Below are 19,628 nucleotides of genomic sequence, written 5' to 3' on the forward strand. Positions count from 1 at the left end.
CAGCCCCGTCCGGTTTTCCGGGCGGGGTCACTTATCCCAAAAGGTGACACATGTCTTCGCAAGCCCCTGTCATTTCTTGTAAAAACGCTTGGAAACTCTTTGGTGCCGATCCCGAAGCACATCTAAAAACAATCAAACCAGAGATGAGCTTTGAAGACATTCGCGCTCAGGGCTATATTGCAGGTGTCCGCGACGTATCGATTGATGTCCTCAAGGGTGAGATGTTGGTCATAATGGGCCTGTCAGGATCTGGGAAATCGACCTTGGTTCGCTGTTTTTCGCGATTGCATGACATCACTGGCGGGACGATCGAAGTCGACGGCCAAGACATCATGTCGCTGTCGGAAAAAGAACTGATTGATTTGCGCCGCAACAAGATGGGGATGGTGTTCCAATCCTTTGGTCTGTTGCCGCACCGCACTGTTTTGGACAACATTGCCTTCCCACTCGAAATGCGCGGCCAAGACCGCCACACCCGACGCGAACGCGCGTTAGAGGTGATCAAACTCGTAGGCCTTGAAGGCCGCGAAGATTATTTTCCCCGTGAGCTGTCAGGCGGCCAACAACAACGTGTTGGTATTGCCCGTAGCCTCGCGATTGAGCCGGATATCTGGTTTCTGGACGAGCCGTTCTCGGCCCTTGATCCATTGATCCGCCGCGAAATGCAGGACGAATTCCTTCGTCTGCAGCAGATGCTGAACAAGACGATCGTGTTTATCACGCATGATTTTGACGAGGCCCTTAGGCTTGCCGATCGGATTGCCATCATGAAGGACGGCGCGGTCGAACAATGCGATACGCCGGATCAAATCGTGCTGAAGCCCGCAACTGAATATGTGCGCAAATTCACCGAAGACATCGACAAGGCGCGGGTCATTACGGCTGGCGTGTTGGCAATCTCGGGCAAGAAAGGCACGGGCGAGCCTGTCGATGCAAAATCAAACGTCAAGCAGCTCGCCAATTTGCTGGTTCACGATAAACGTAAAACGATCCCTGTCGCTTTGGATGGGGAAATTATCGGCGCGATGGAGCGTGCAGATGGTCTGACTGTTCTGCTCGAGGCTGACTGATGGCCAGCGTGACAACAAACAATACTGTTCCCAAAGTTTGGAGCCGTCAACAGCTTGCTGCGGGGTTTGCGATCACGGCTGTGGTCGTGACGATCATTCAATACAGCGGCCTGTTGCCTGCGTGGCTTCACCGCTTGCCCGAAGAATGGATTCCGCCTTTTGCGCCGTGGCTGGACGCGTTCTTTAACTTTGTGAAGGACGATCTGGGCCTGCTGGTCGTGACACGTTTTCTGACCGAACAATTGCAGGTCTTGTTGGATACCACCGCTAACTTGCTCTTTGGCAAGCGACGATGGCCTAATCTAGGACCCATTCCATGGAGCGCGATTGCAGCTGTGGCCGCTGTTGCGGGCTACTATTTAGGGGGCTGGCGTTTAGCGCTGCTCGCGGGTGGCACCTTTGTCTGGACGGCATTGATCGGACAGTGGAAAATCGCGATGGAGACGATGTCGGTTCTCGTCGTTGCGGCGCCTTTGGCCTTTGTTATTGGTTTGTTGCTGGGGATCGCCGCGTGGAAGTCACCAGCGTTTAATCGCGTGATCAAGCCGGTTCTGTCTGTTCTCCAAACTCTTCCATTCTTCACTTATCTCTTGCCTGCGGTGATCTTTTTCAAAGTCGGACCAACGGCTGGTGCGGTGGCAACAATCGTTTATGCGATCCCGCCAATGATCCTGATGACGACCTTAGGTCTGCAAAGAGTTTCGCCCGAGGTCATTGAGGCTGGCAAAATGTCGGGCTGTTCCCGCTGGCAAATGCTGCGGCACGTTTATGTACCCGCAGCACGGACGGAGATTCTGGTCGGTGTGAACCAAGTCATAATGCTGTGTCTCGCGATGGTGGTTCTGACCGCATTCATCGGGATGCCGGGGCTTGGGGCCAAACTGCTTGCGATGATGGGCAGTTTCAAACTGGGCCGTTCTTTCGAAATTGGTGTGACGATTGTGCTGCTGGCGGTCACGTTGGACCGCCTGTCCAAGGCATGGGTCGTCAAGCTGCCCGAGCATTTTGAGCGCGGCACACCGTGGTGGGTCCGACACAAATATCTGGTCCTCGGGCTGGCAGCCTTTGTCGGCTTTACGATTTTGGCGATCTTTGTCGAATGGTTCGGCGAGATTGGCCGCAAACAGACGTGGTCCAAAGGCAAAGAGATGGACACCGCGATCAAGACCTTTTTGGCTTTGGACGGTGTTCAGGCAGTGACGGGCAGCATCCGCTATGTATTGAACGTGTGGGTTCTGAACCCGTTCCGCGATTTCCTTCTGTCGATCCCGACATCAGCCTTTATCATGTTTATTGTGGCCTTTGCGCTTGCGATGGCGAGCAAGAAAGCAGCGGTCCTTGCGGCCGTGTTCTTTGGCTTGGTCGCGTTTTCGGGATGGTGGGACCGGTCGGTCATCACGCTCTATTCTGTCCTCTCGGCTGTTGCGATTGCGATTCTCTTGGGTCTTCCTATCGGGGTGTTCGCCGCGCGATCTGAACGGTGGTCACGTCGGGTTTTACTGGCATGTGACACGGCGCAAACCTTCCCCAGCTTTATCTACCTGATCCCTGCGATCATGTTGTTCGGTATCACTGCGACCTCGGTTGTCATGTCGATCCTGATTTTCGCGATGGTCCCACTGGTCCGCTATACGGTCGAAGGGCTGCGCAATGTGCCACCAGAGATGACCGAAGCCGCCGATATGTCGGGGGCCACCAAGATGCAGAAGCTGGTGAATGTTCAATTACCGCTGGCGTTGCCAACAATGGCTGTTGGGTTCAACCAAGCCATCATGTTCGCGTTCTTTATGGTCATCATTGCAGCCTTTATCGGCACGCAGGATTTGGGCCAAGAACTGCAGCGGACACTGGCAGGGACCGACTTGGGCAAGAACTTTGTTCTCGGAATTTGCGTGTCGCTGATGGCATTGACGTGTGACATGGTCATCATGGAATGGGCACGTCAGAAAAAGGCCGCGCTGGGATTGGATTGATTTCCCACCACAAGATTTTTTGGGCCGCTGCGAGAGATCGTGGTAGCCTATTTTTTGGGGAAGTGCCGGTTTGCAAACCCACGAACAGATCACGGTGAATGGTCGATTTCGGCTGGTGCGGTGGGATTGTGGTGCGTCGAATTTTCAAGAAAACAACGGTGGTGCTGCGAGGGAGGATTGAACTCCCGACCTCACCCTTACCAAGTGTAAGTCTGTCCATTTCTGACTACAAAATAACCGACAAAAACCTAAATAAACCCTCATTTTAAAGGCCCTTTGTGTGAGTTTTTGTGTAGGAAAAGAGACACAAACGGACAAACGAGCCAGAAATGCTGGATTTTGGGCGCTGAACACACCTTAATCCAGCAAAAATCCAGCACCATTTCTGATGCTGGATTGACAGACACTAAACCTACCGTGTCTTGATTTGTTCGGTCAACTCGCGGCCCTGCCATGAGTATTTTGAGAAGCCGCAAGCGTTCCTTTCCCTGTCCGGCGGCTGCACCGCCCCCATAGGCGCTGACGTCAGACACTGATGGAATGGTTGTGCTTCAATAAATAGACGGGGAAATAAGAGGTCATGCTCGCTTGGCGGGAATCGCAAAGAAAGCGCCCCGCGTGCAGTGGTCGAACCTATTATCCCGTCTTTCAGCATGTCCGTCATGATCATGGGCGAAAGTCTTGGAGAGGTCCCCAGGATTCCGGCAACGTCTCCGCGTGGGACGTCGCCGTTTACAAGAATATGTCATAACAATGTGGGCGCAGCGTGGTGCATACCCTTGAGTTTGGCATGACGCTCGAGCGGTAAATAAAGCGTGTCAAAATCATAAATAGCGCTCATGAAATCAATCTGCTCGATCTCAATTTGAAGAAACAATTCAGCAAATGCGATCAGCGCCGAGCTACTTCTCACGCCTCGACCAACGGTCGCACTGCTTCGTCGTGCGTCCACCTGCTTTAAGTTCTCCTTGTATTGGGCTTGCCCGAAAACGCCCCCTAAGCCACGGAACCTGCTTGCGTTCACATGCGTCGGGCGAGGAGGTTAGGGCCTCACAAAGTGGCTGTCTTTACGCCCTGCCAATTGAATACTCTTCACATGAATTCGACACGATAGGTTAATCAATATCCGATGCTAACATCGACAAGGTTACGTTCATTCAGAAGGATCTGCGATGTCATCGGGCCAACACAGTTATTAGTCATTTGGGCCGCAAGCATCTTCATTGGATGGGCGGGCGCTGGACGCCATTCCGCCCTGATTTTATGGGTCTTGATCGGGGGCGTTGCCCTTTCGTGTGTCGGTTTGGCGTTTTGGTTTACAGGCACTTTGAAACTACGCCGGCTTCGTTTCGCACATCGCAGATTTGAACAGCAAGGCCGCAAAGATGCGCGTCGCTTGGCGGACCAAGGGTATGTCGATGGGTGCAACCGCATCTGCTACAGCAGTTTGGTTACCCTCAGAAATGGCCTGTTGGCATTCCTCTAGGATTTGTACGCTGCCTTGCGCTGAAACGTCGAGACAGATTGAAAAAGACTAAAGGTAGCTACAGCTAGGCCAGTTACCACGACCTGCAATACTAGCTTCCCAAAAAACGCCACTCTCAAACTCCGGTCAAAAAACCTTGGCGCAACCGCCAGACCATTTGCTGTGACCATTGCGAAACACGTTTTTTCATGGGTTTGTTCCCTTTTCGATGCCGCAGGTAGCCCCAAACGAGCAGACTGATGTTAACTAGCAATATATTCGTTAGTATACAAAAACAACACTAATGGCTATGATTGTGAGACTTTCTGTGTTAGCCAAGATTCATCAACAAACGAATGCTCAGATGATTACGTATGCAATCTCTTCCACTGGCCTCTGTCCCTCAGAGCTACGGAAGATGCCCCCCCAAGGCGGAGCTTCGTTTGTTGTCCTCCCCTCAGTTCATGCGCGGTGCCGCCCTGCTGAATGTATTCGACTGCATCGAGATGTCTACGGTCCAAAACGCAAGCACACCGACAATGGCATGCTTTTGCCGATTGATCATGAAACAAGACAGCAGAAAATGAATAAGGCGAGTTTGTAGGAAACAAAGGGCATTATAAACCGACACAGTAACGTTAAGATTGGAAACAATTTAGATGGAATTGAAGCGACTACTTGGGAGTTCTGTTCAGCAGGGCGCTAGACTTTCTTGGGTAGCTCCGACGCTGCTCTCAATCGCAATCGTCGAGGCCACTCGGTTTACTGGCTTTGCTCTTCCTGTGCCGTTTTTGATCATCATTGTTTGTGTTGGCCTTGCAGGCTCACAAGGCGGAAAACGTTCGGGGCTCATCGCTGGGATTGCCGCAGGAGCCTTCCTCGTTATGTCCTATTTCAAAAGTTTTGGCCCTCCCACTTTGACTGGAGGCGCTCTACAGGTGGCACTCGGATCACTGCTCTTTGTAGGTGTTGGCTTCCGGCTTGGTCGGTTGAGAGATCAACTTGATACCAGCATTCGGTCGCTGACTAAAAAAGAGAAATTGCTTCAACTGGCATTAATGGAAGAAACGGCTGAAAAAGACATCCAAGTAGCCAAGGTCGCAGAAGGTGAAGCGCGACTAGAGACTGCGATCCGAATTGCCGGCATCGGTCACTTTGAGTTTGACAGGACCACCAACACTTGTACCTTCTGCTCCGAACGGTACGCCGCAAATTTTGGCTTAACACCCAATGAATTTGTTCTAAAAACTGCACAATTTAATCCTTATACATACCATGTGCATGTTGATGACCGTCACGTCGTCAAGAACGCCATCGCACGACTGGATGACTTTGGAACTCAAGTTTTTGAATACCGCGCCCTGCATCCAGTTCGTGGGATCCGGTATATCTATGAAATAGTCGAACCGGTTTTTAATAGAGCTGGCAATGTGACCGCAAGCATCGGCACGAGTATTGATATAACTGAGTTGCGCGAGGCAGAAGCGCGCCTGCGACAGTCACAACGGGTCGAGGCCATTGGCACGCTGACAGGTGGTGTAGCACATGACTTCAATAACTTGCTTGCTGTTACCCTTGGCAATCTGGAACTAAGCCTTGAAACATCTCAAGATGACGATAAACGAGAGTTAATCGAGAACGCGATTGAGGCGACCATGCGTGGCGCAAGCCTGACGAAAAACCTGCTCAGCTTTGCACGGCGCGCACATCTTGAACCGACGCACATAAACTTAAACCAGATAATTCGAAACACAATGACGTGGGGCGCTCGGGTTTTGCCTGAGACGGTAATTATCGAAAACTCGCTAGCTGCGGAGCTTTGGGATGTTGAACTGGATCCCACGTCAATGGAGAATGCGCTGATTAACCTTCTTCTAAACGCACGGGATGCAATGCCGGAGGGTGGCAAGGTGACGATTAAAACCGCCAACCTGCAAATTTACGACAAATATAACTCTGATCGGGATGAGGATATCGGACCGGGCAGCTATGTCGTGCTCGGCATCAGCGATACAGGACATGGTATTCCAGCAGATAAATTCGAAAAGATCTTTGAACCCTTCTATACTGAGAAGCCCGTCGGGGAAGGGTCGGGGATGGGCCTTTCGATGGTGCAGGGTTTTATCAAGCAGTCCGGTGGCGCCATCCGTGTTTATTCCGAAGTTGGCGTTGGCACGACATTCAAACTTTATTTCAAATCGGCTGAGCAAGTGGCCGATAAACCCACTCGTCACGTCCGCAAACGGCTTCATTCACCGAAAAATTGTGCAAAAATCCTGGTTGCCGAAGACGAGATAGAAGTCATGAACATACTGAAAAGCATTCTGGAAAATGCAGGACACTCTGTCACGACAGCAAACAGCGGCGACGAGGCTTTGGAGGTGTTCAAGTCCGAGTGTGGGTTTGATCTTCTTCTGACAGACGTCATCATGCCGGGCACACTTCTGGGGCCCAATTTAGCAAAAGAGATCCGTTTGATCAATCCAAACATTCCTTGCATTTTCTTGTCTGGTTATGCGTCAGAAACTGCAGCGCAGGGCAATCGGCTCAAGCCGTCGGAGATTAGTTTGATGAAACCTGTTAGCCGGATGGACCTGCTGAGTGCCATATCGAAAGCGCTGGAGCCTAAAGATGAGGTCGTTACTAAGTATTTCGCAGATATGGTACTAAATGATTCTGATCAGGTAATATAAGTCCATATTAATCAATAATATAGGCGGTACCGATGGCGGTAAGTGAGTCTGTGTGGGGGCTTCATTCTTATGTCGATTCCTCTTGGGAAAACATAAGGATAACAAAATGACTAATTTAGTTGAAATCACACAAGAATACGTCGAACTAAAGGGTATCAACCCTAAGCCTGTTTTTATTGCTGTAAATAGGTTGGCTGAGATCTGTGGTTCTAAGATTGTAGAAGAATACACCCGTCAGGATGCCAGAGTTTTTGTGGACGGCTGTGAGCCGGTCGGGCGTGTATGGGCCGTTCGATATTCCTTACAACATTCTTTACGGTATGCGTTTTGAGCGCAATCTGACGAGCGTGTCGTCGGGCGCGGGCGTAGCCTACACTCTCTCGCATATTCAGAACGTGTTGAAGGCTGTCCCCGGCCTTGGCTGCAACAGCCCGAACACCAATAAAGCGGAACACACCGCAGTCAAAAGCGCCTACCTGCTTACCGTCGGGCCGTTCCTGTCCGCTCTGCTTTCCGTAACGCCAACCGTGCCGACGCTGGCAGCGCCACGTGCGGGCGCGATCCAATACGGGTCGTTGGCCTCGGCGGCTTCCAAGTTTGCCGACATGGTTGTCGGGGACAGGGATGAATAGGGTGGCAGTCAGGATCGTCTGGCCGGGGGTGGCGCACCGGCAAGTGGTGTCTGTTTGACCGCGAGACACAAAAGACATTCGGACCTGTTGGGGTGAGGTCCGAGGTAAGGTAATCCAGCATTGCTGGATTTGCGGTATTTTTGGAAAAGCAACTTCATAAAATATTGATTTTTTTTCAATATCTTAATGGTGCTGTGAGGGAGGATTGAACTCCCGACCTCACCCTTACCAAGGGTGTGCTCTACCACTGAGCTACCACAGCACTGGCGCGGGAATTAGCGGTTCTGTGCGAATGGTGCAAGCCCTGACTGGACGGTTTTTGCACAAGCGGTTAAAGCCTGTTGTATGACGCAGAAAAAAGACCCTAAATCCCAGCCAACCGAGGCCGAGCGGCGTGAACAACGTCTCAAAGCGGCATTGAAGGCAAACATGGGGCGGCGTAAGGCACAAGCACGGGCGCGCACAGCGCCGTCCGTCACAGGTAAAGAGAAAGAGTAGGCGGGCAATGGATTCTATTTTGGTCAAAGGCGGTGGACCGCTCAAAGGACAGATCGAGATCGCGGGTGCCAAGAACGCGGCACTGACGCTGATGCCAGCGACCCTGTTGTCTGAGGAACCTCTGATGCTGACAAATGCACCCCGTCTCTCGGATATCAAGACGATGACCCAGCTGTTGCAGTCACTGGGGGCAGAGGTCACCAGCATGAAAGACGGCAAAGTTCAGGCGATGTCGTCGCACGGCCCGATCAACCATGTGGCTGACTATGACATCGTGCGCAAGATGCGCGCATCCAACCTCGTACTTGGCCCCTTGCTTGCTCGTGAAGGCGTCGCGGTTGTGTCGCTGCCTGGCGGTTGCGCGATTGGCGCCCGCCCGATGGATATTCACACTGACGGTTTGGCCAAGATGGGCGCGGACATCGAGCTCAAGGATGGCTACCTGCATGCCAAGGCTGAGGGCGGCAAGCTGAAAGGTGCTGTCGTTGATTTCCCGTTTGCGTCTGTGGGCGCGACCGAAAACATCATGATGGCCGCGACATTGGCCAAAGGCACGACAGTCATCAACAACGCAGCACGCGAGCCCGAGATCGTCGATCTCGCGGATTGCCTGCGCAAGATGGGTGCGCAGATTTCTGGTGATGGCAACAGCAGCATCGAAATTCAGGGTGTTGATCGTTTGGGCGGGGCCACGCACCCCGTTGTGACGGACCGGATCGAACTGGGCACCTTTATGCTCGCACCTGCGTTCTGCGGTGGTGAGGTCGAGTGTCTTGGTGGGCGTTTGGATTTAATCGGTGCCTTTGTTGAGAAACTTGCGCTGGCTGGTTTGGATGTGTCCGAAACCAAGAACGGTTTGTTGGTCAAACGCACGGGCGACCGCGTCAAAGCCGTCGACGTCGTGACCGAGCCGTTCCCCGGCTTTCCAACCGATCTGCAAGCGCAGATGATGGCGATGCTTTGTCTGGCCGATGGGACTTCGGTTCTGGAAGAGAAGATCTTTGAAAATCGCTTTATGCACGCGCCGGAATTGATCCGTATGGGTGCAAACATCGCAGTTCAGGGCGGCACGGCAACCGTGCACGGTGTCGAAAAGATGAAGGGCGCACAGGTCATGGCGACTGATTTGCGTGCTTCGGTGTCGCTGATCCTCGCAGGTCTCGCCGCCGAGGGTGAAACTCAGGTAAACCGCGTCTACCACCTTGATCGTGGTTACGAGCACATCGAGAAAAAGCTGCAAGGCGTGGGCGCAAACGTGGAACGGATCAAAGGCGTATGACCGAAGACGCAAAATTTGAAGATGGGGCTGAACGGCCTCTCCGCTTGATGGCCGTGGATACCGACGACTTGAATGTCATGTCGGCGTTGATCCAAGATGCTGTTTTTCCTGCGTCTGAAATGACGTGGGACCGCAAGACAGGTCGCTTTGCGATTTTGTTGAACCGGTTCCGTTGGGAAGACGCGACCTTGGCCGAACGGCGGTCCCGCAATTTCGAACGGGTTCAGGCCGTGCTGGTGATAGAAGGCGCCCAGAAGGTCGCGACCCAAGGGATCGCGCGCGACGACGAGACAGTGATGTCGTTGTTGTCAGTCACATGGGACGCAGGTGCAGATGCCGACGGTGCCGTTTTGCTCACGCTGGCCGGCGATGGTGCGATCAAGATCGAGTGCGAAGCGCTCGAAGTGGTCTTGAAAGACGTCACACGGCCCTATGTCGCACCTTCTCGTAAGGCGCCAACTCATTCGCTAGATTAACCGCACCCTGTCAAAAGGGTGGTTCAAACCGCCCTTGTTTGCAGATAGATCAGGGCGGAACCGATAGGATCCGATATGCCCCAGTTTCTGAATACTGCTGACTCTGACTTTGAAGCGGCCTTTGGCGCGCTGCTCACGGCCAAGCGGGAAGACAGCCCAGATGTTGATGACGCCGTCGCAGCCATCATCGCTGATGTGCGCACTCGTGGTGATGCTGCGGTGATTGATCTGACCGCAAAATTTGACCGCATGGACCTGACGCCGCAGACGCTTGCCTTTTCCAAGGACGAGATCGCAGCGGAATGCGCCAAAGTTTCAAAAGAAGACCGCGAAGCGCTCGAGCTGGCGGCGGCCCGGATCACGGCCTATCACGAGCGCCAAATGCCGCGCGACGAGACGTGGACCGACGACAGTGGCGCGACACTGGGATGGCGGTGGACGCCTGTGTCGGCCGCGGGGCTCTATGTGCCAGGTGGATTGGCGAGCTACCCCAGTTCGGTCTTGATGAATGCGATCCCTGCGCAGGTTGCAGGGGTCAAACGGCTCGCGATTGTGGTGCCAACCCCTGACGGTATCGCAAACCCGCTGGTGCTATTGGCCGCGCAAATCGCAGGTGTCGACGAGATCTACCGCATTGGCGGCGCCCAAGCGGTGGCCGCTCTGGCCTACGGGACGGACACGATTGCCCCCGTGGACAAGATTACAGGTCCGGGCAATGCCTTTGTCGCGGTTGCCAAGCGGCGCGTGTTTGGCAAGGTGGGCATCGATATGATCGCTGGCCCGTCCGAGATTTTGGTCATCGCTGACAAGGAAAATGATCCTGATTGGATCGCGCTCGATCTGCTTAGCCAAGCCGAGCATGACGAGAGCGCACAGTCGGTTTTGATGACTAATGACGCCGCGTTCGGGCGCGCTGTGGCAGACGCCGTTGACAAGCGGCTCGAAACGCTCGAACGCCGAACAATCGCAGCGGCCAGCTGGCGCGACTTTGGGGCGGTGATCACCGTGCGCGATTTCGACGAGGCGGCGACGCTGTCGGACCGTATGGCGCCCGAGCATCTCGAACTATGTGTTGGCGACCCCGATGCGCTGTCCCAGAAGATCACTCATGCAGGGGCCATTTTCCTAGGGGGGTTCACGCCCGAGGCGATTGGTGACTACATTGGGGGACCAAACCACGTGCTGCCAACAGCGCGGTCGGCGCGGTTCTCTAGCGGGTTGAGCGTGATGGATTTTGTAAAACGGACAACATTGGCCAAAATGACGCCCGCGTCTTTGGCGGCGATTGGCCCTGCGGCCGAACGTTTGGCCCAGTCAGAGAGCCTTGAGGCGCACGGTCTAAGTGTGCGCGCGCGGCTTGACCGTTTGAACGAGGGTTAGGAATGAGCCGAATTATTCACATAGATCTGGATGATCGCAATTTGCCGCCGCCCACGCCTGAAATCGATCAAGAGCGCAAGGTGGCGATGTTTGATCTGCTCGAAGACAATAGCTTTGCGCTGCCAGCACGTGACGGACGCGCGGTCCTTGATGGCCCGTACCGTCTAGGGCTTGCCATTCGGGAAAAGCGGTTGGTGTTTGATATCGCGACTGAGGCTGAACAGGCCGCTGGCGAATTTCATTTGTCGCTGGGCCCATTTCGTCAGGTGGTCAAAGACTACTTTCAGATTTGCGAGAGCTATTTTGATGCTGTCAAAACATTGCCTGCGGGCCAGATCGAAACGATCGATATGGCGCGTCGCGGAATTCACAACGAAGGTGCACGGGTGCTGCAAGAGCGTCTAGAGGGCAAGGCCGAGGTCGACATCGACACGGCGCGCCGGCTCTTTACGCTGATCTGCGTCCTGCATTTCGGAGGCTGAGCACAGGATGGAGGAAAGCACTGTCATCCAGCCGCTGCCTCAGTCTGTGCTGTTTTGCTGTGACCACAATGCTGTCCGATCGCCCATGGCCGAAGGGATCATGAAGCAGCTCTATGGAACTGGGTGCTACATTCAGTCCGTAGGTGTCAAAAATGATCTTGAGATCGACGGCTTTGCGATTTCTGTCTGCGCCGAGCTCGGGGTCGAACTGTCGCGCCATCGTTCGCGATCCTTTGATGAGATGGAGAATTGGGGCGATGACCTATCGTCCTTTGATCTGGTTCTGGCGTTGTCGCCGGCCAGCCAGCGCAGAGCGCTGGATTTGACGCGGTTCTTTCATCTCGAGGTGGAATACTGGCCCATTCTGGATCCGACGGGATTGGGCGAGGGCCGCGAAGACCGATTGGTGTCGTACCGTCAAAGCCGTGACCAAATCCGCGAGCGTTTGATTGCGCGTTGGGGACCGGCCACCGTCTAGCAAGGTCGTGCCTCTGGCAGGTAGGCCAAAAGGACGCCGTGCCCCTGGGTCTTGTGTGCCTCTCGGACCAGAGTTTATCCGAACAAAGACGCGACAACGACGATTAACCCTTGAAAACCCGCGTGTTCGGGCGCATTTAGTGCTCTGTTCGCATTTGGGCGGACGGATAAGTATGGAGATACCATGGCCAAGGAAGAACTGCTCGAATTTCCCGGCGTCGTGAAGGAACTCCTGCCTAATGCGACATTTCGGGTCGAGCTGGAAAACGGCCATGAGATCATCGCACATACGGCAGGCAAGATGCGCAAAAACCGCATCCGTGTTCTGGCTGGCGACAAAGTACAGGTCGAGATGACCCCTTACGATTTGACCAAGGGTCGGATCAATTACCGCTTTAAATAACGTGCGGTGTCGGTTTGTACAGCATTTAGGGCTGTGCAAATGACCGATGCCCCGACGCTTGTTCTAGGCTCTGGCTCGCCGCGGCGGTTAGAGCTGCTCGCGCAGATTGGCGTTGTCCCTTCGGACGTGCGGCCCCCCGATATTGATGAAACACCCCTAGCTGGCGAAAAGCCTCGACCTTATTGTGCGCGTATGGCGCGGGAAAAGGCGGCGGCTGTCACGCTGGGCGCTGGTGAGGTTGTCCTATGCGCCGACACCACTGTCGCGCTGGGCCGCCGTATTTTTGGCAAGCCTGTGGATGCTGGCGAAGCCGCATCGTTTCTGACGGCTCTCGGCGGGCGTCGTCATCGGGTCATCACTGCTGTGGCGGTCCGGTCCGGCGAACAGCTGTGGGAACGGGTGGTTGAGACTGCCGTTCGAATGAAGCGCCTGTCGGACGACGAGATGAACGCCTATCTCGCCATTAATGACTGGCAGGGCAAGGCAGGGGGCTATGCGATCCAAGGACCGGCGGGGGCCTTTATCCCGTGGATCAACGGATCGTTCACTGGCGTCGTAGGTTTGCCGCTGGCCGAAGCCGCAGCGTTGCTAAGAACGGCCGGTGTGCCCGTTTTCGAGGGAATTTGATGAACAAGACGACGATCATTTTGGACCATATTGACGGTGTCGAAGCTGCCGCACGCATGGTCGAAGGTAAGCTAGACGATATTCTGATCGACGGCGGTGATGTTCCGCGCCCTGGCACAATCTTTCGTGCGATCTGTGATCGTCCGCTCAAAGGGCAGGGCGGTATGATGGTGCGCCTGCCTGATGGCGACACAGGGTTTCTGCGGGCCGCCAAGGGATTGGCACCGGGCCAACCTATTCTCGTTCAAGTGACCGGCTATGCGGATGAGGGCAAAGCAGTGCCTGTCACGCATAAGGTATTGTTCAAGAGCCGTTACGCGATCGTAACCCCCGGTGCGCCGGGTGTGAACGTCAGCCGGTCGATCCGTGATGATGACGCACGCGATACATTGCTCGCGGTTGCACACAGTGTTTTTGACGGCGATCACGGTCTGATCCTGAGATCGTCCTGCGACGGTGCCGATGCCGAAGAAATCGCCGAAGACATCGAAGCTATGCTGGCGATTGCTGACCATGTGATCGCCCAAGCCGAAGGTCCAAACGCAGAGATGCTGAATGAGGGTGATGGTCCCCATGTAACAGCATGGCGCGAATGGACCGACCAGTCGGATGTAATGACCGATGCTGGCGGGTTCGAGAGCCACGGCGTGCTGGATCAACTGCCTGCGTTTTTTGACCCCAAGGTGCGCTTGACCTCTGGTGATATGTATATCGAACCGACCCGCGCCCTGATTGCGGTGGACGTCAATACAGGCGGGGACACGTCCGTTGCAGCTGGTCTCAAAGTGAACATGTCTGTCGCACGCGCATTGCCGCGTCAGTTGCGTTTGCGCGGCCTTGGCGGGCAGATCACGCTGGATCTGGCCCCGATGACCAAGAATGACCGTAAGCAGTTTGAAACCACACTTCGGGCTGCGTTTCGAGCGGACCGGATCGAGACTGCATTGGTCGGTTGGACACCGCTTGGACACTACGAACTACAGCGCAAACGAGAGCGGCTGCCGCTTAGTGATCTCGTCTCTGAGGATCTGTAATGGCCTGTCCAATGTGCGAAAAAGAGACCGTTGCGACCTATCGCCCGTTCTGTTCAAAACGCTGTGCAGATTTGGATTTGGCCAAGTGGTTTAATGGTACTTATGCGGTCGCATCGAACGATCCTGATGATGAAGTTCCGCCACAGGCTGATGATACGAAACCTCATTGACTGATTTGTCCAAATTCTCTCTGGACAGCCCCGTGACAACGGCCTAGAACGCCCGCACCCAAGCAGTGATCTTATGGTCGCCGCATCCCGTGCCCGGGTAGCTCAGGGGTAGAGCAGTGGATTGAAAATCCTCGTGTCGGTGGTTCGATTCCGCCCCTGGGCACCACTTTTTCAAAGAAAACGAGCATTTCTGATTTTCGCACTGTGCCGCTGCTGCAAGTTGTGCAATTATTTAGGCTACCAATTGGCTACTAATGATGAAGCATGCAGACGAAGATCACCCAGAGGACGTTGGCCCAGCTAGACCCAACAGGATGCGGTTCTTCAAGGTTTGATGCCAGCGTTCAATCTTGCCTTGGGTCTGTGGATGATACGGTGCCCCGCGAGAGTGCTTCATGCCTTTGTCTTGCAACCATGCCGCCAGTTCACCAGAGACGTAGCTGGACCCGTTGTCACTAAGTAAACGTGGTTTGTGGACGACGTGAACCTGATCGCAACCGGATGCTTCCAAAGCCAAGTCCAGCGTGTCCGTCACGTCTTGGGTTCTCATGTTTGTGCAGAGCTTCCAGGAGACGATATAGCGGCTGTAATCGTCAAGGACCGTACTGAGATAGAACCAGCCCCATCCCAGAACTTTGATGTAGGTAAAGTCTGTCTGCCAGAGCTGATTGACCGCTGTGGTTTTGTCTTTGAACTCGCTGACCGCTTTGATGACAATGAAAGCTGGGCTGGTGATCAGATCATGTGCCTTGAGGATCCGATACGTCGAAGCCTCTGATACAAAGTAACTTTCCTTGTCAGTGAAGGTCACCGCCAGTTCTCGCGGTGACAATTCCGTCTCCTTCAACGCCAGTTTGATCACCTTGCGGCGCACTGCGTCGGGAATGCGGTTCCAGACGTGCCTTGGCTTAGGAGATTGGTCCTGCAAACCAGCTTCACCACGCTGCAGATACCGATTATACCAGCGGTAGAATGTGGTGCGGGGAATGCCGAGCTTGGCCAGTGTCAGACGCGCCGACATATGCGAACTTTCGACCAGCCTGATGATCTCTAGCTTCTCAGATGCAGGGTATCTCATTCGAGGCCGCCCCCATCGCCTGTCATGCTTTTTTGAGAAGACGCAGTTCAAGCGTCTGTTCCGCGACAACTTCCTTGAGATCCTTCGCTTCACGCCGCAGTTCCCTTACTTCGTCACTGTTTGCGGCGCGCGCGGTGTCCCCAGCCAGACGCTTCTTCCCGGCTTCCATGAAGTCCTTCGACCACTTGTAGTAGATGCCCTGCGATATGCCCTCACGACGGCAGAGCTCAGCAATGCTGTCCTCGCCACGCAGCCCATCCAACACGATCCTGATCTTCTCTTCAGATGAATAGTGTTTGCGCCCCTCTCATCGAAACAGCGTTTCGACTGCCGGGCAGTGGTCGGCGCGCTTGATGTCTTTGACGATCTTCTCGCCAGGGCTCTTCGTTGTCTTTCTCATCGTCCACTCCTCGGTGGTTACGATGAGCAACAAACCCTCTCTTAGCAAATGACCCTATTTGGTCCCATAAGTGCTGACGTCAGACAGGGGTGAAAACCTTATCCGCGGATAAGGTCGCGCCGTTTTTGGCCTGATTGCTAAGAAAATTTTTATCAATTACTTAGTCGATTTGGTCGGGGCCAATCGGGCTTGCGGGCGACATCGCGCCTTTTTCCCCGTGGTGATCCAATGTCAAACGGTCTAGTCGTTGTTTTGTTGGCAAAGTGAAACAACCGAGAGCCCAAGGTATGACCAAAGTAGACGCGCAAACCAAACCCGCACGGCGTCTGGTGGCTGTGGTCGTGACCTGTAACCGGTTGGAAAAGTTGCAGGCTACGATTGAACGGTTGTGTGGGTCGCAGGCCGATGCCCTTGCCGCCATCGTCGTGGTGGACAACGCCTCTACGGATGGCACGCAAGACTGGCTGACGGCCCAAACAGACCCGCGCCTTGATGTTATCCTAAGCTGCGAGAACACGGGCGGGGCAGGGGGCTTTGCGATGGGGATGGGCCGCGCGCTTCAGGCGCATGACCCGGACTGGTTGGTCGTTATGGACGACGACGGACGACCCGACATCGGCGCGCTGGACGTCTTTCACAGCCTTGATCCGGAGGAGCAAAACTGGGACGCACTTGCCGCTGCGGTTTATTATCCTGACGGTGCGATTTGTGACATGAACCGACCCAGCCGGAACCCATTCTGGCACAAGGGGGTCTTTGTGCGCACTGTGCTGTGTCTGGGGCGGCGCGACGGTTTTCATATCTGGCCGGATCAGTACCAGTCAAGCGATCCGTCCGAGATCGATATCACGTCTTTTGTCGGCTTCTTTGTGTCCGCACAGGCCGCGCGTGAGGTTGCGTTGCCCGATCCTGATTTGTTTATCTACGGGGATGACGGGTTGTATTCACTGGGCTTGTCCAAGCGGGGATACCGGCTGGTATTTCATCCTGCTGTCCGGTTTGAACATGACTGTTCTACGTTTTCGGCGGGGACGGCGCGTGTGTTTACCCCGTTGTGGAAAGCCTATTATTACCATCGCAACCTGTTGATCCTATACCGTCAGGCGACGGGCTGGGCGTTCTGGCCGCTTATGGTTTTGATCCTCCCCAAGTGGATTTTGCGGGGGCGGTTTGCCACAGGTCAAAGACGGGCCTATTTTCGCTTTCTGTCCCGCGCCGTGCGTGACGGTCTCAGGAATGATCGCAGTCTCAAATTGTCACAGGTCAAAACGCTGAGCGACGAGGGCGGCTAGCTGCGGGGTCGTTCTGTTGCGTCTGAGGAGCTGGCATGACAGGTATCTGACGATCTATTTGACCACTCAGTAATTGATCGGGGAATCTATGACAGTTGATGTGCTGTATATTGCGGGGGCCGGGCGATCCGGGTCGACGTTTTTGTCGTTGCTGTTGTCCCAACACGCGCAGACGCACAATGTTGGCCAGATGCGCGACCTTGCTGATGCCTATGCGAAATCATCGCCCTGTAGTTGCGGCAGGTCCGTGCTAGACTGTGCATTCTGGGGTGCTGTCGTCGACGATTTGATTGCAACGCATGACAGTGATGTGGTTGAGGCGCTTTCGATTGGCATGGCCGAGTTCGCAAAAGCGGCTGCACACGACACCAACTGGGGCGATGCGCGCGTTCGCGCAAGGCTGTCGCGCGAACATGACATCTTTCTGGGTCTGTTCGGCGACCTTTACGGGGCAGCCGCGCAGCAGGCGGGGGGGCGGATGTTGATCGACAGTTCCAAGTCCGTCGATCTTGCACTTGCGCTTCATCTGGCCCCGACTGTGAACCTGCGTATTTTGAATCTGGTGCGTGACCCGCGTGCGGTTGCTGTCAGCTGGTCAAAAGTCCTGAAGCGGCACATGGTGTTGCGTCGCCGGACACGCAACTGGGCAGGGCGTCAACGTCGTGTCGCCATCCTGCAAGGGCTTGCGCCCGAACGCTTTATGCGGATGCGCTACGAGGACTTTACGGCGTCCGCGAAGACCTGGGTGGCGGACATTCAAAAGTGGGCGGGTCTAAAGGAAGATGTGTCGTTCTTCACTGGGCCCAATGATGCAGACACAAGCTGGAATCGCGCGCATCTTTTCCCGCCTGCAAATGCGACAGTGTTGAAGCAACGACGCGAACAGATACACATCGCGCCAGCCACAAGCTGGCAGAAGGCCGAATATTCAGAGCTGCGTGAGATGGCCGTAGAAGAGACTTTTCCATTTGCCAAAAGTCTTGGTTACGACATCGGCAGATTTTAGGTAAAAGTGTCACAATCGGCTGGGTTTGGGAATGAAAATTGAAAATATCTTGATGGTCGGAGCAGGCCTGTCGGGGGCTGTGATTGGTCGCCGCCTTGGTGATGAGGGGCATCAGGTGACGGTGGTCGACAGCCGGTCACATATTGCAGGGAACTGCCATACCGAACGCGACCCTGACACGGGTGTCATGGTCCATGTGTACGGGCCCCATATCTTTCACACCGATGACGAAGACGTCTGGGCCTACGTGAACCGGTTTCAGACCTTCAAGGACTATAAGAACCGCGTAAAGGCGACGACAGGCGGTGCGGTTTATTCGCTGCCGATCAACCTGCATACTATCAATCAGTTTTTTGCCAAAACGATGCTGCCCGATGAGGCGTTTGCGTTCATAACACAGGAGCAGGCAGACACGTCAATCAAAGATCCGCAAACCTTTGAAGAACAGGCCATGAGGTTTCTGGGACGGGACCTGTATGAGGCCTTTTTCAAAGGCTACACGATCAAACAATGGGGCCGTGCGCCATCCGAGCTTCCGGCGTCAATCCTGAAACGGCTGCCCGTCCGGTTTAACTATGAAGACAACTATTTCTTTCATAAATTCCAAGGCATGCCAGAGAACGGTTATACCGATATGGTTGCCAGAATTCTAGATCACCCCCGCATTGATGTGAAGCTTGAGACCCCGTTTCAACGGGGGCAGGGCGACGGTTATGACCATGTGTTTTATTCAGGCGCGCTGGACGGGTATTTTGATTTCGAACTGGGGCGTTTGGGATACCGGACACTGGATTTTGAAAAGTTCACCTATGACGGGGACTATCAGGGCTGTGCGGTCATGAATTACGGCGAGGAACAGGTGCCCTATACGCGCATCACAGAGCACAAGCATTTCAGCCCGTGGGAAAGCCATCAGCGATCTGTCTGCTACCGTGAATTTGCTCGCGCTGCCGAGGTGGATGATATTCCATATTATCCGATCCGGCAGGTGGCCGAGAAAGCGTTGCTTGCGGACTACGTGGCCTTGGCCGAGACCACCGAGCGGGTGACATTCGTGGGCCGTTTGGGCACCTACAGATATCTGGATATGGATGTCACGATCCGCGAAGCGCTAGAGGCTGCAGAGGGGTTCGTCAGCGCACGGGCCGCGTCACGAAAGGTGCCTACGTTCTTTACGCCGCCTGTGTGAAGGC

General features: G+C 54.5%; 18 protein-coding genes, 3 tRNA genes and 1 pseudogene. 18 read left to right on the plus strand and 4 right to left on the minus strand.

Annotated elements, in window-relative coordinates:
* The first annotated feature begins 50 nt into the window (after positions 1 to 50).
* Both TR2A62_RS16525 and TR2A62_RS16530 read left to right on the plus strand, forming a co-directional pair.
* On the plus strand, positions 51 to 1,070 hold the full coding sequence (locus TR2A62_RS16525) for a glycine betaine/L-proline ABC transporter ATP-binding protein (protein ID WP_009160787.1): 1,020 nt from the start codon (positions 51 to 53) through the stop codon (positions 1,068 to 1,070).
* The gene (locus tag TR2A62_RS16530; RefSeq protein ID WP_009158311.1) at positions 1,070 to 3,043 is read left to right on the plus strand and encodes a proline/glycine betaine ABC transporter permease; all 1,974 of its coding nucleotides are present in this window, start codon (positions 1,070 to 1,072) and stop codon (positions 3,041 to 3,043) included. Before TR2A62_RS16525 ends, TR2A62_RS16530 begins: the two co-directional genes overlap by 1 nt.
* 159 nt (positions 3,044 to 3,202) lie before the next feature.
* On the opposite strand, the gene TR2A62_RS18590 is transcribed toward TR2A62_RS16530, so the two are convergent.
* Both TR2A62_RS18590 and TR2A62_RS16535 read right to left on the minus strand, forming a co-directional pair.
* A tRNA-Thr gene (locus TR2A62_RS18590) sits at positions 3,203 to 3,273 on the minus strand.
* Between the two features lie 515 nt (positions 3,274 to 3,788).
* Positions 3,789 to 3,995, minus strand: coding sequence for a hypothetical protein (locus tag TR2A62_RS16535; RefSeq protein ID WP_150103522.1), 207 nt, complete (start codon positions 3,993 to 3,995; stop codon positions 3,789 to 3,791).
* 1,172 nt (positions 3,996 to 5,167) lie between these two features.
* On the opposite strand from TR2A62_RS16535, the gene TR2A62_RS17785 reads away from it, so the two are divergent.
* Both TR2A62_RS17785 and TR2A62_RS16555 read left to right on the plus strand, forming a co-directional pair.
* On the plus strand, positions 5,168 to 7,201 hold the full coding sequence (locus tag TR2A62_RS17785; RefSeq protein ID WP_009159640.1) for an ATP-binding protein: 2,034 nt from the start codon (positions 5,168 to 5,170) through the stop codon (positions 7,199 to 7,201).
* 239 nt (positions 7,202 to 7,440) lie between these two features.
* A complete protein-coding gene (locus TR2A62_RS16555) occupies positions 7,441 to 7,833 on the plus strand; it encodes a hypothetical protein (protein ID WP_150103523.1) in 393 nt (130 codons plus the stop codon).
* Between the two features lie 187 nt (positions 7,834 to 8,020).
* Here the strand turns inward: TR2A62_RS16555 and TR2A62_RS16560 are convergent.
* Positions 8,021 to 8,095: transfer RNA gene (locus tag TR2A62_RS16560), tRNA-Thr, on the minus strand.
* 83 nt (positions 8,096 to 8,178) lie between these two features.
* Here TR2A62_RS16560 and TR2A62_RS18860 point away from each other — a divergent pair.
* The 11 genes from TR2A62_RS18860 to TR2A62_RS16610 all read left to right on the plus strand — a co-directional run bounded on the left by TR2A62_RS18860 (position 8,179) and on the right by TR2A62_RS16610 (position 14,825).
* Complete coding sequence (locus TR2A62_RS18860) at positions 8,179 to 8,331, plus strand: hypothetical protein (RefSeq protein ID WP_009159241.1); 153 nt, start codon at positions 8,179 to 8,181, stop codon at positions 8,329 to 8,331.
* Between the two features lie 7 nt (positions 8,332 to 8,338).
* Complete coding sequence (gene murA / locus TR2A62_RS16565) at positions 8,339 to 9,610, plus strand: UDP-N-acetylglucosamine 1-carboxyvinyltransferase (RefSeq protein ID WP_009158376.1); 1,272 nt, start codon at positions 8,339 to 8,341, stop codon at positions 9,608 to 9,610.
* A complete protein-coding gene (locus TR2A62_RS16570; protein ID WP_009160126.1) occupies positions 9,607 to 10,086 on the plus strand; it encodes a DUF2948 family protein in 480 nt (159 codons plus the stop codon). The genes murA and TR2A62_RS16570 overlap by 4 nt, the downstream gene beginning before the upstream one ends.
* Before the next feature lie 75 nt (positions 10,087 to 10,161).
* Positions 10,162 to 11,466, plus strand: coding sequence for a histidinol dehydrogenase (gene hisD / locus TR2A62_RS16575; RefSeq protein WP_009160940.1), 1,305 nt, complete (start codon positions 10,162 to 10,164; stop codon positions 11,464 to 11,466).
* 2 nt (positions 11,467 to 11,468) lie between these two features.
* A complete protein-coding gene (locus tag TR2A62_RS16580; protein WP_009159943.1) occupies positions 11,469 to 11,948 on the plus strand; it encodes a UPF0262 family protein in 480 nt (159 codons plus the stop codon).
* 7 nt (positions 11,949 to 11,955) lie between these two features.
* On the plus strand, positions 11,956 to 12,426 hold the full coding sequence (locus TR2A62_RS16585) for a low molecular weight phosphatase family protein (RefSeq protein WP_009159362.1): 471 nt from the start codon (positions 11,956 to 11,958) through the stop codon (positions 12,424 to 12,426).
* 183 nt (positions 12,427 to 12,609) lie between these two features.
* A complete protein-coding gene (gene infA, locus TR2A62_RS16590; protein WP_007205486.1) occupies positions 12,610 to 12,828 on the plus strand; it encodes a translation initiation factor IF-1 in 219 nt (72 codons plus the stop codon).
* 39 nt (positions 12,829 to 12,867) lie between these two features.
* Positions 12,868 to 13,455, plus strand: coding sequence for a nucleoside triphosphate pyrophosphatase (locus TR2A62_RS16595; RefSeq protein WP_009157773.1), 588 nt, complete (start codon positions 12,868 to 12,870; stop codon positions 13,453 to 13,455).
* Positions 13,455 to 14,489: a ribonuclease E/G gene (locus TR2A62_RS16600; protein ID WP_009160451.1), complete on the plus strand. Its 1,035-nt coding sequence runs from the start codon at positions 13,455 to 13,457 to the stop codon at positions 14,487 to 14,489. The genes TR2A62_RS16595 and TR2A62_RS16600 overlap by 1 nt, the downstream gene beginning before the upstream one ends.
* The gene (locus TR2A62_RS16605; RefSeq protein ID WP_009158974.1) at positions 14,489 to 14,659 is read left to right on the plus strand and encodes a DNA gyrase inhibitor YacG; all 171 of its coding nucleotides are present in this window, start codon (positions 14,489 to 14,491) and stop codon (positions 14,657 to 14,659) included. The genes TR2A62_RS16600 and TR2A62_RS16605 overlap by 1 nt, the downstream gene beginning before the upstream one ends.
* Positions 14,660 to 14,750: 91 nt before the next feature.
* Positions 14,751 to 14,825, plus strand: a tRNA-Phe gene (locus TR2A62_RS16610).
* A gap of 141 nt (positions 14,826 to 14,966) precedes the next feature.
* Here TR2A62_RS16610 and TR2A62_RS16615 read toward each other — a convergent pair.
* Positions 14,967 to 16,137, minus strand: a pseudogene (locus TR2A62_RS16615) (IS3 family transposase); the annotation flags it as partial.
* Between the two features lie 287 nt (positions 16,138 to 16,424).
* On the opposite strand from TR2A62_RS16615, the gene TR2A62_RS16625 reads away from it, so the two are divergent.
* The 3 genes from TR2A62_RS16625 (at position 16,425) to glf (ending at position 19,624) form a co-directional block, all read left to right on the plus strand.
* The gene (locus TR2A62_RS16625) at positions 16,425 to 17,429 is read left to right on the plus strand and encodes a glycosyltransferase (protein ID WP_040820906.1); all 1,005 of its coding nucleotides are present in this window, start codon (positions 16,425 to 16,427) and stop codon (positions 17,427 to 17,429) included.
* 88 nt (positions 17,430 to 17,517) lie between these two features.
* Complete coding sequence (locus TR2A62_RS16630; RefSeq protein ID WP_009157734.1) at positions 17,518 to 18,435, plus strand: sulfotransferase; 918 nt, start codon at positions 17,518 to 17,520, stop codon at positions 18,433 to 18,435.
* 31 nt (positions 18,436 to 18,466) lie between these two features.
* Positions 18,467 to 19,624, plus strand: coding sequence for a UDP-galactopyranose mutase (gene glf, locus TR2A62_RS16635; protein WP_040820908.1), 1,158 nt, complete (start codon positions 18,467 to 18,469; stop codon positions 19,622 to 19,624).
* The last annotated feature ends 4 nt before the right edge of the window (positions 19,625 to 19,628 follow it).

It is taken from the genome of Thalassobium sp. R2A62 (assembly GCF_000161835.1).
GTDB lineage: Bacteria > Pseudomonadota > Alphaproteobacteria > Rhodobacterales > Rhodobacteraceae > Thalassobium.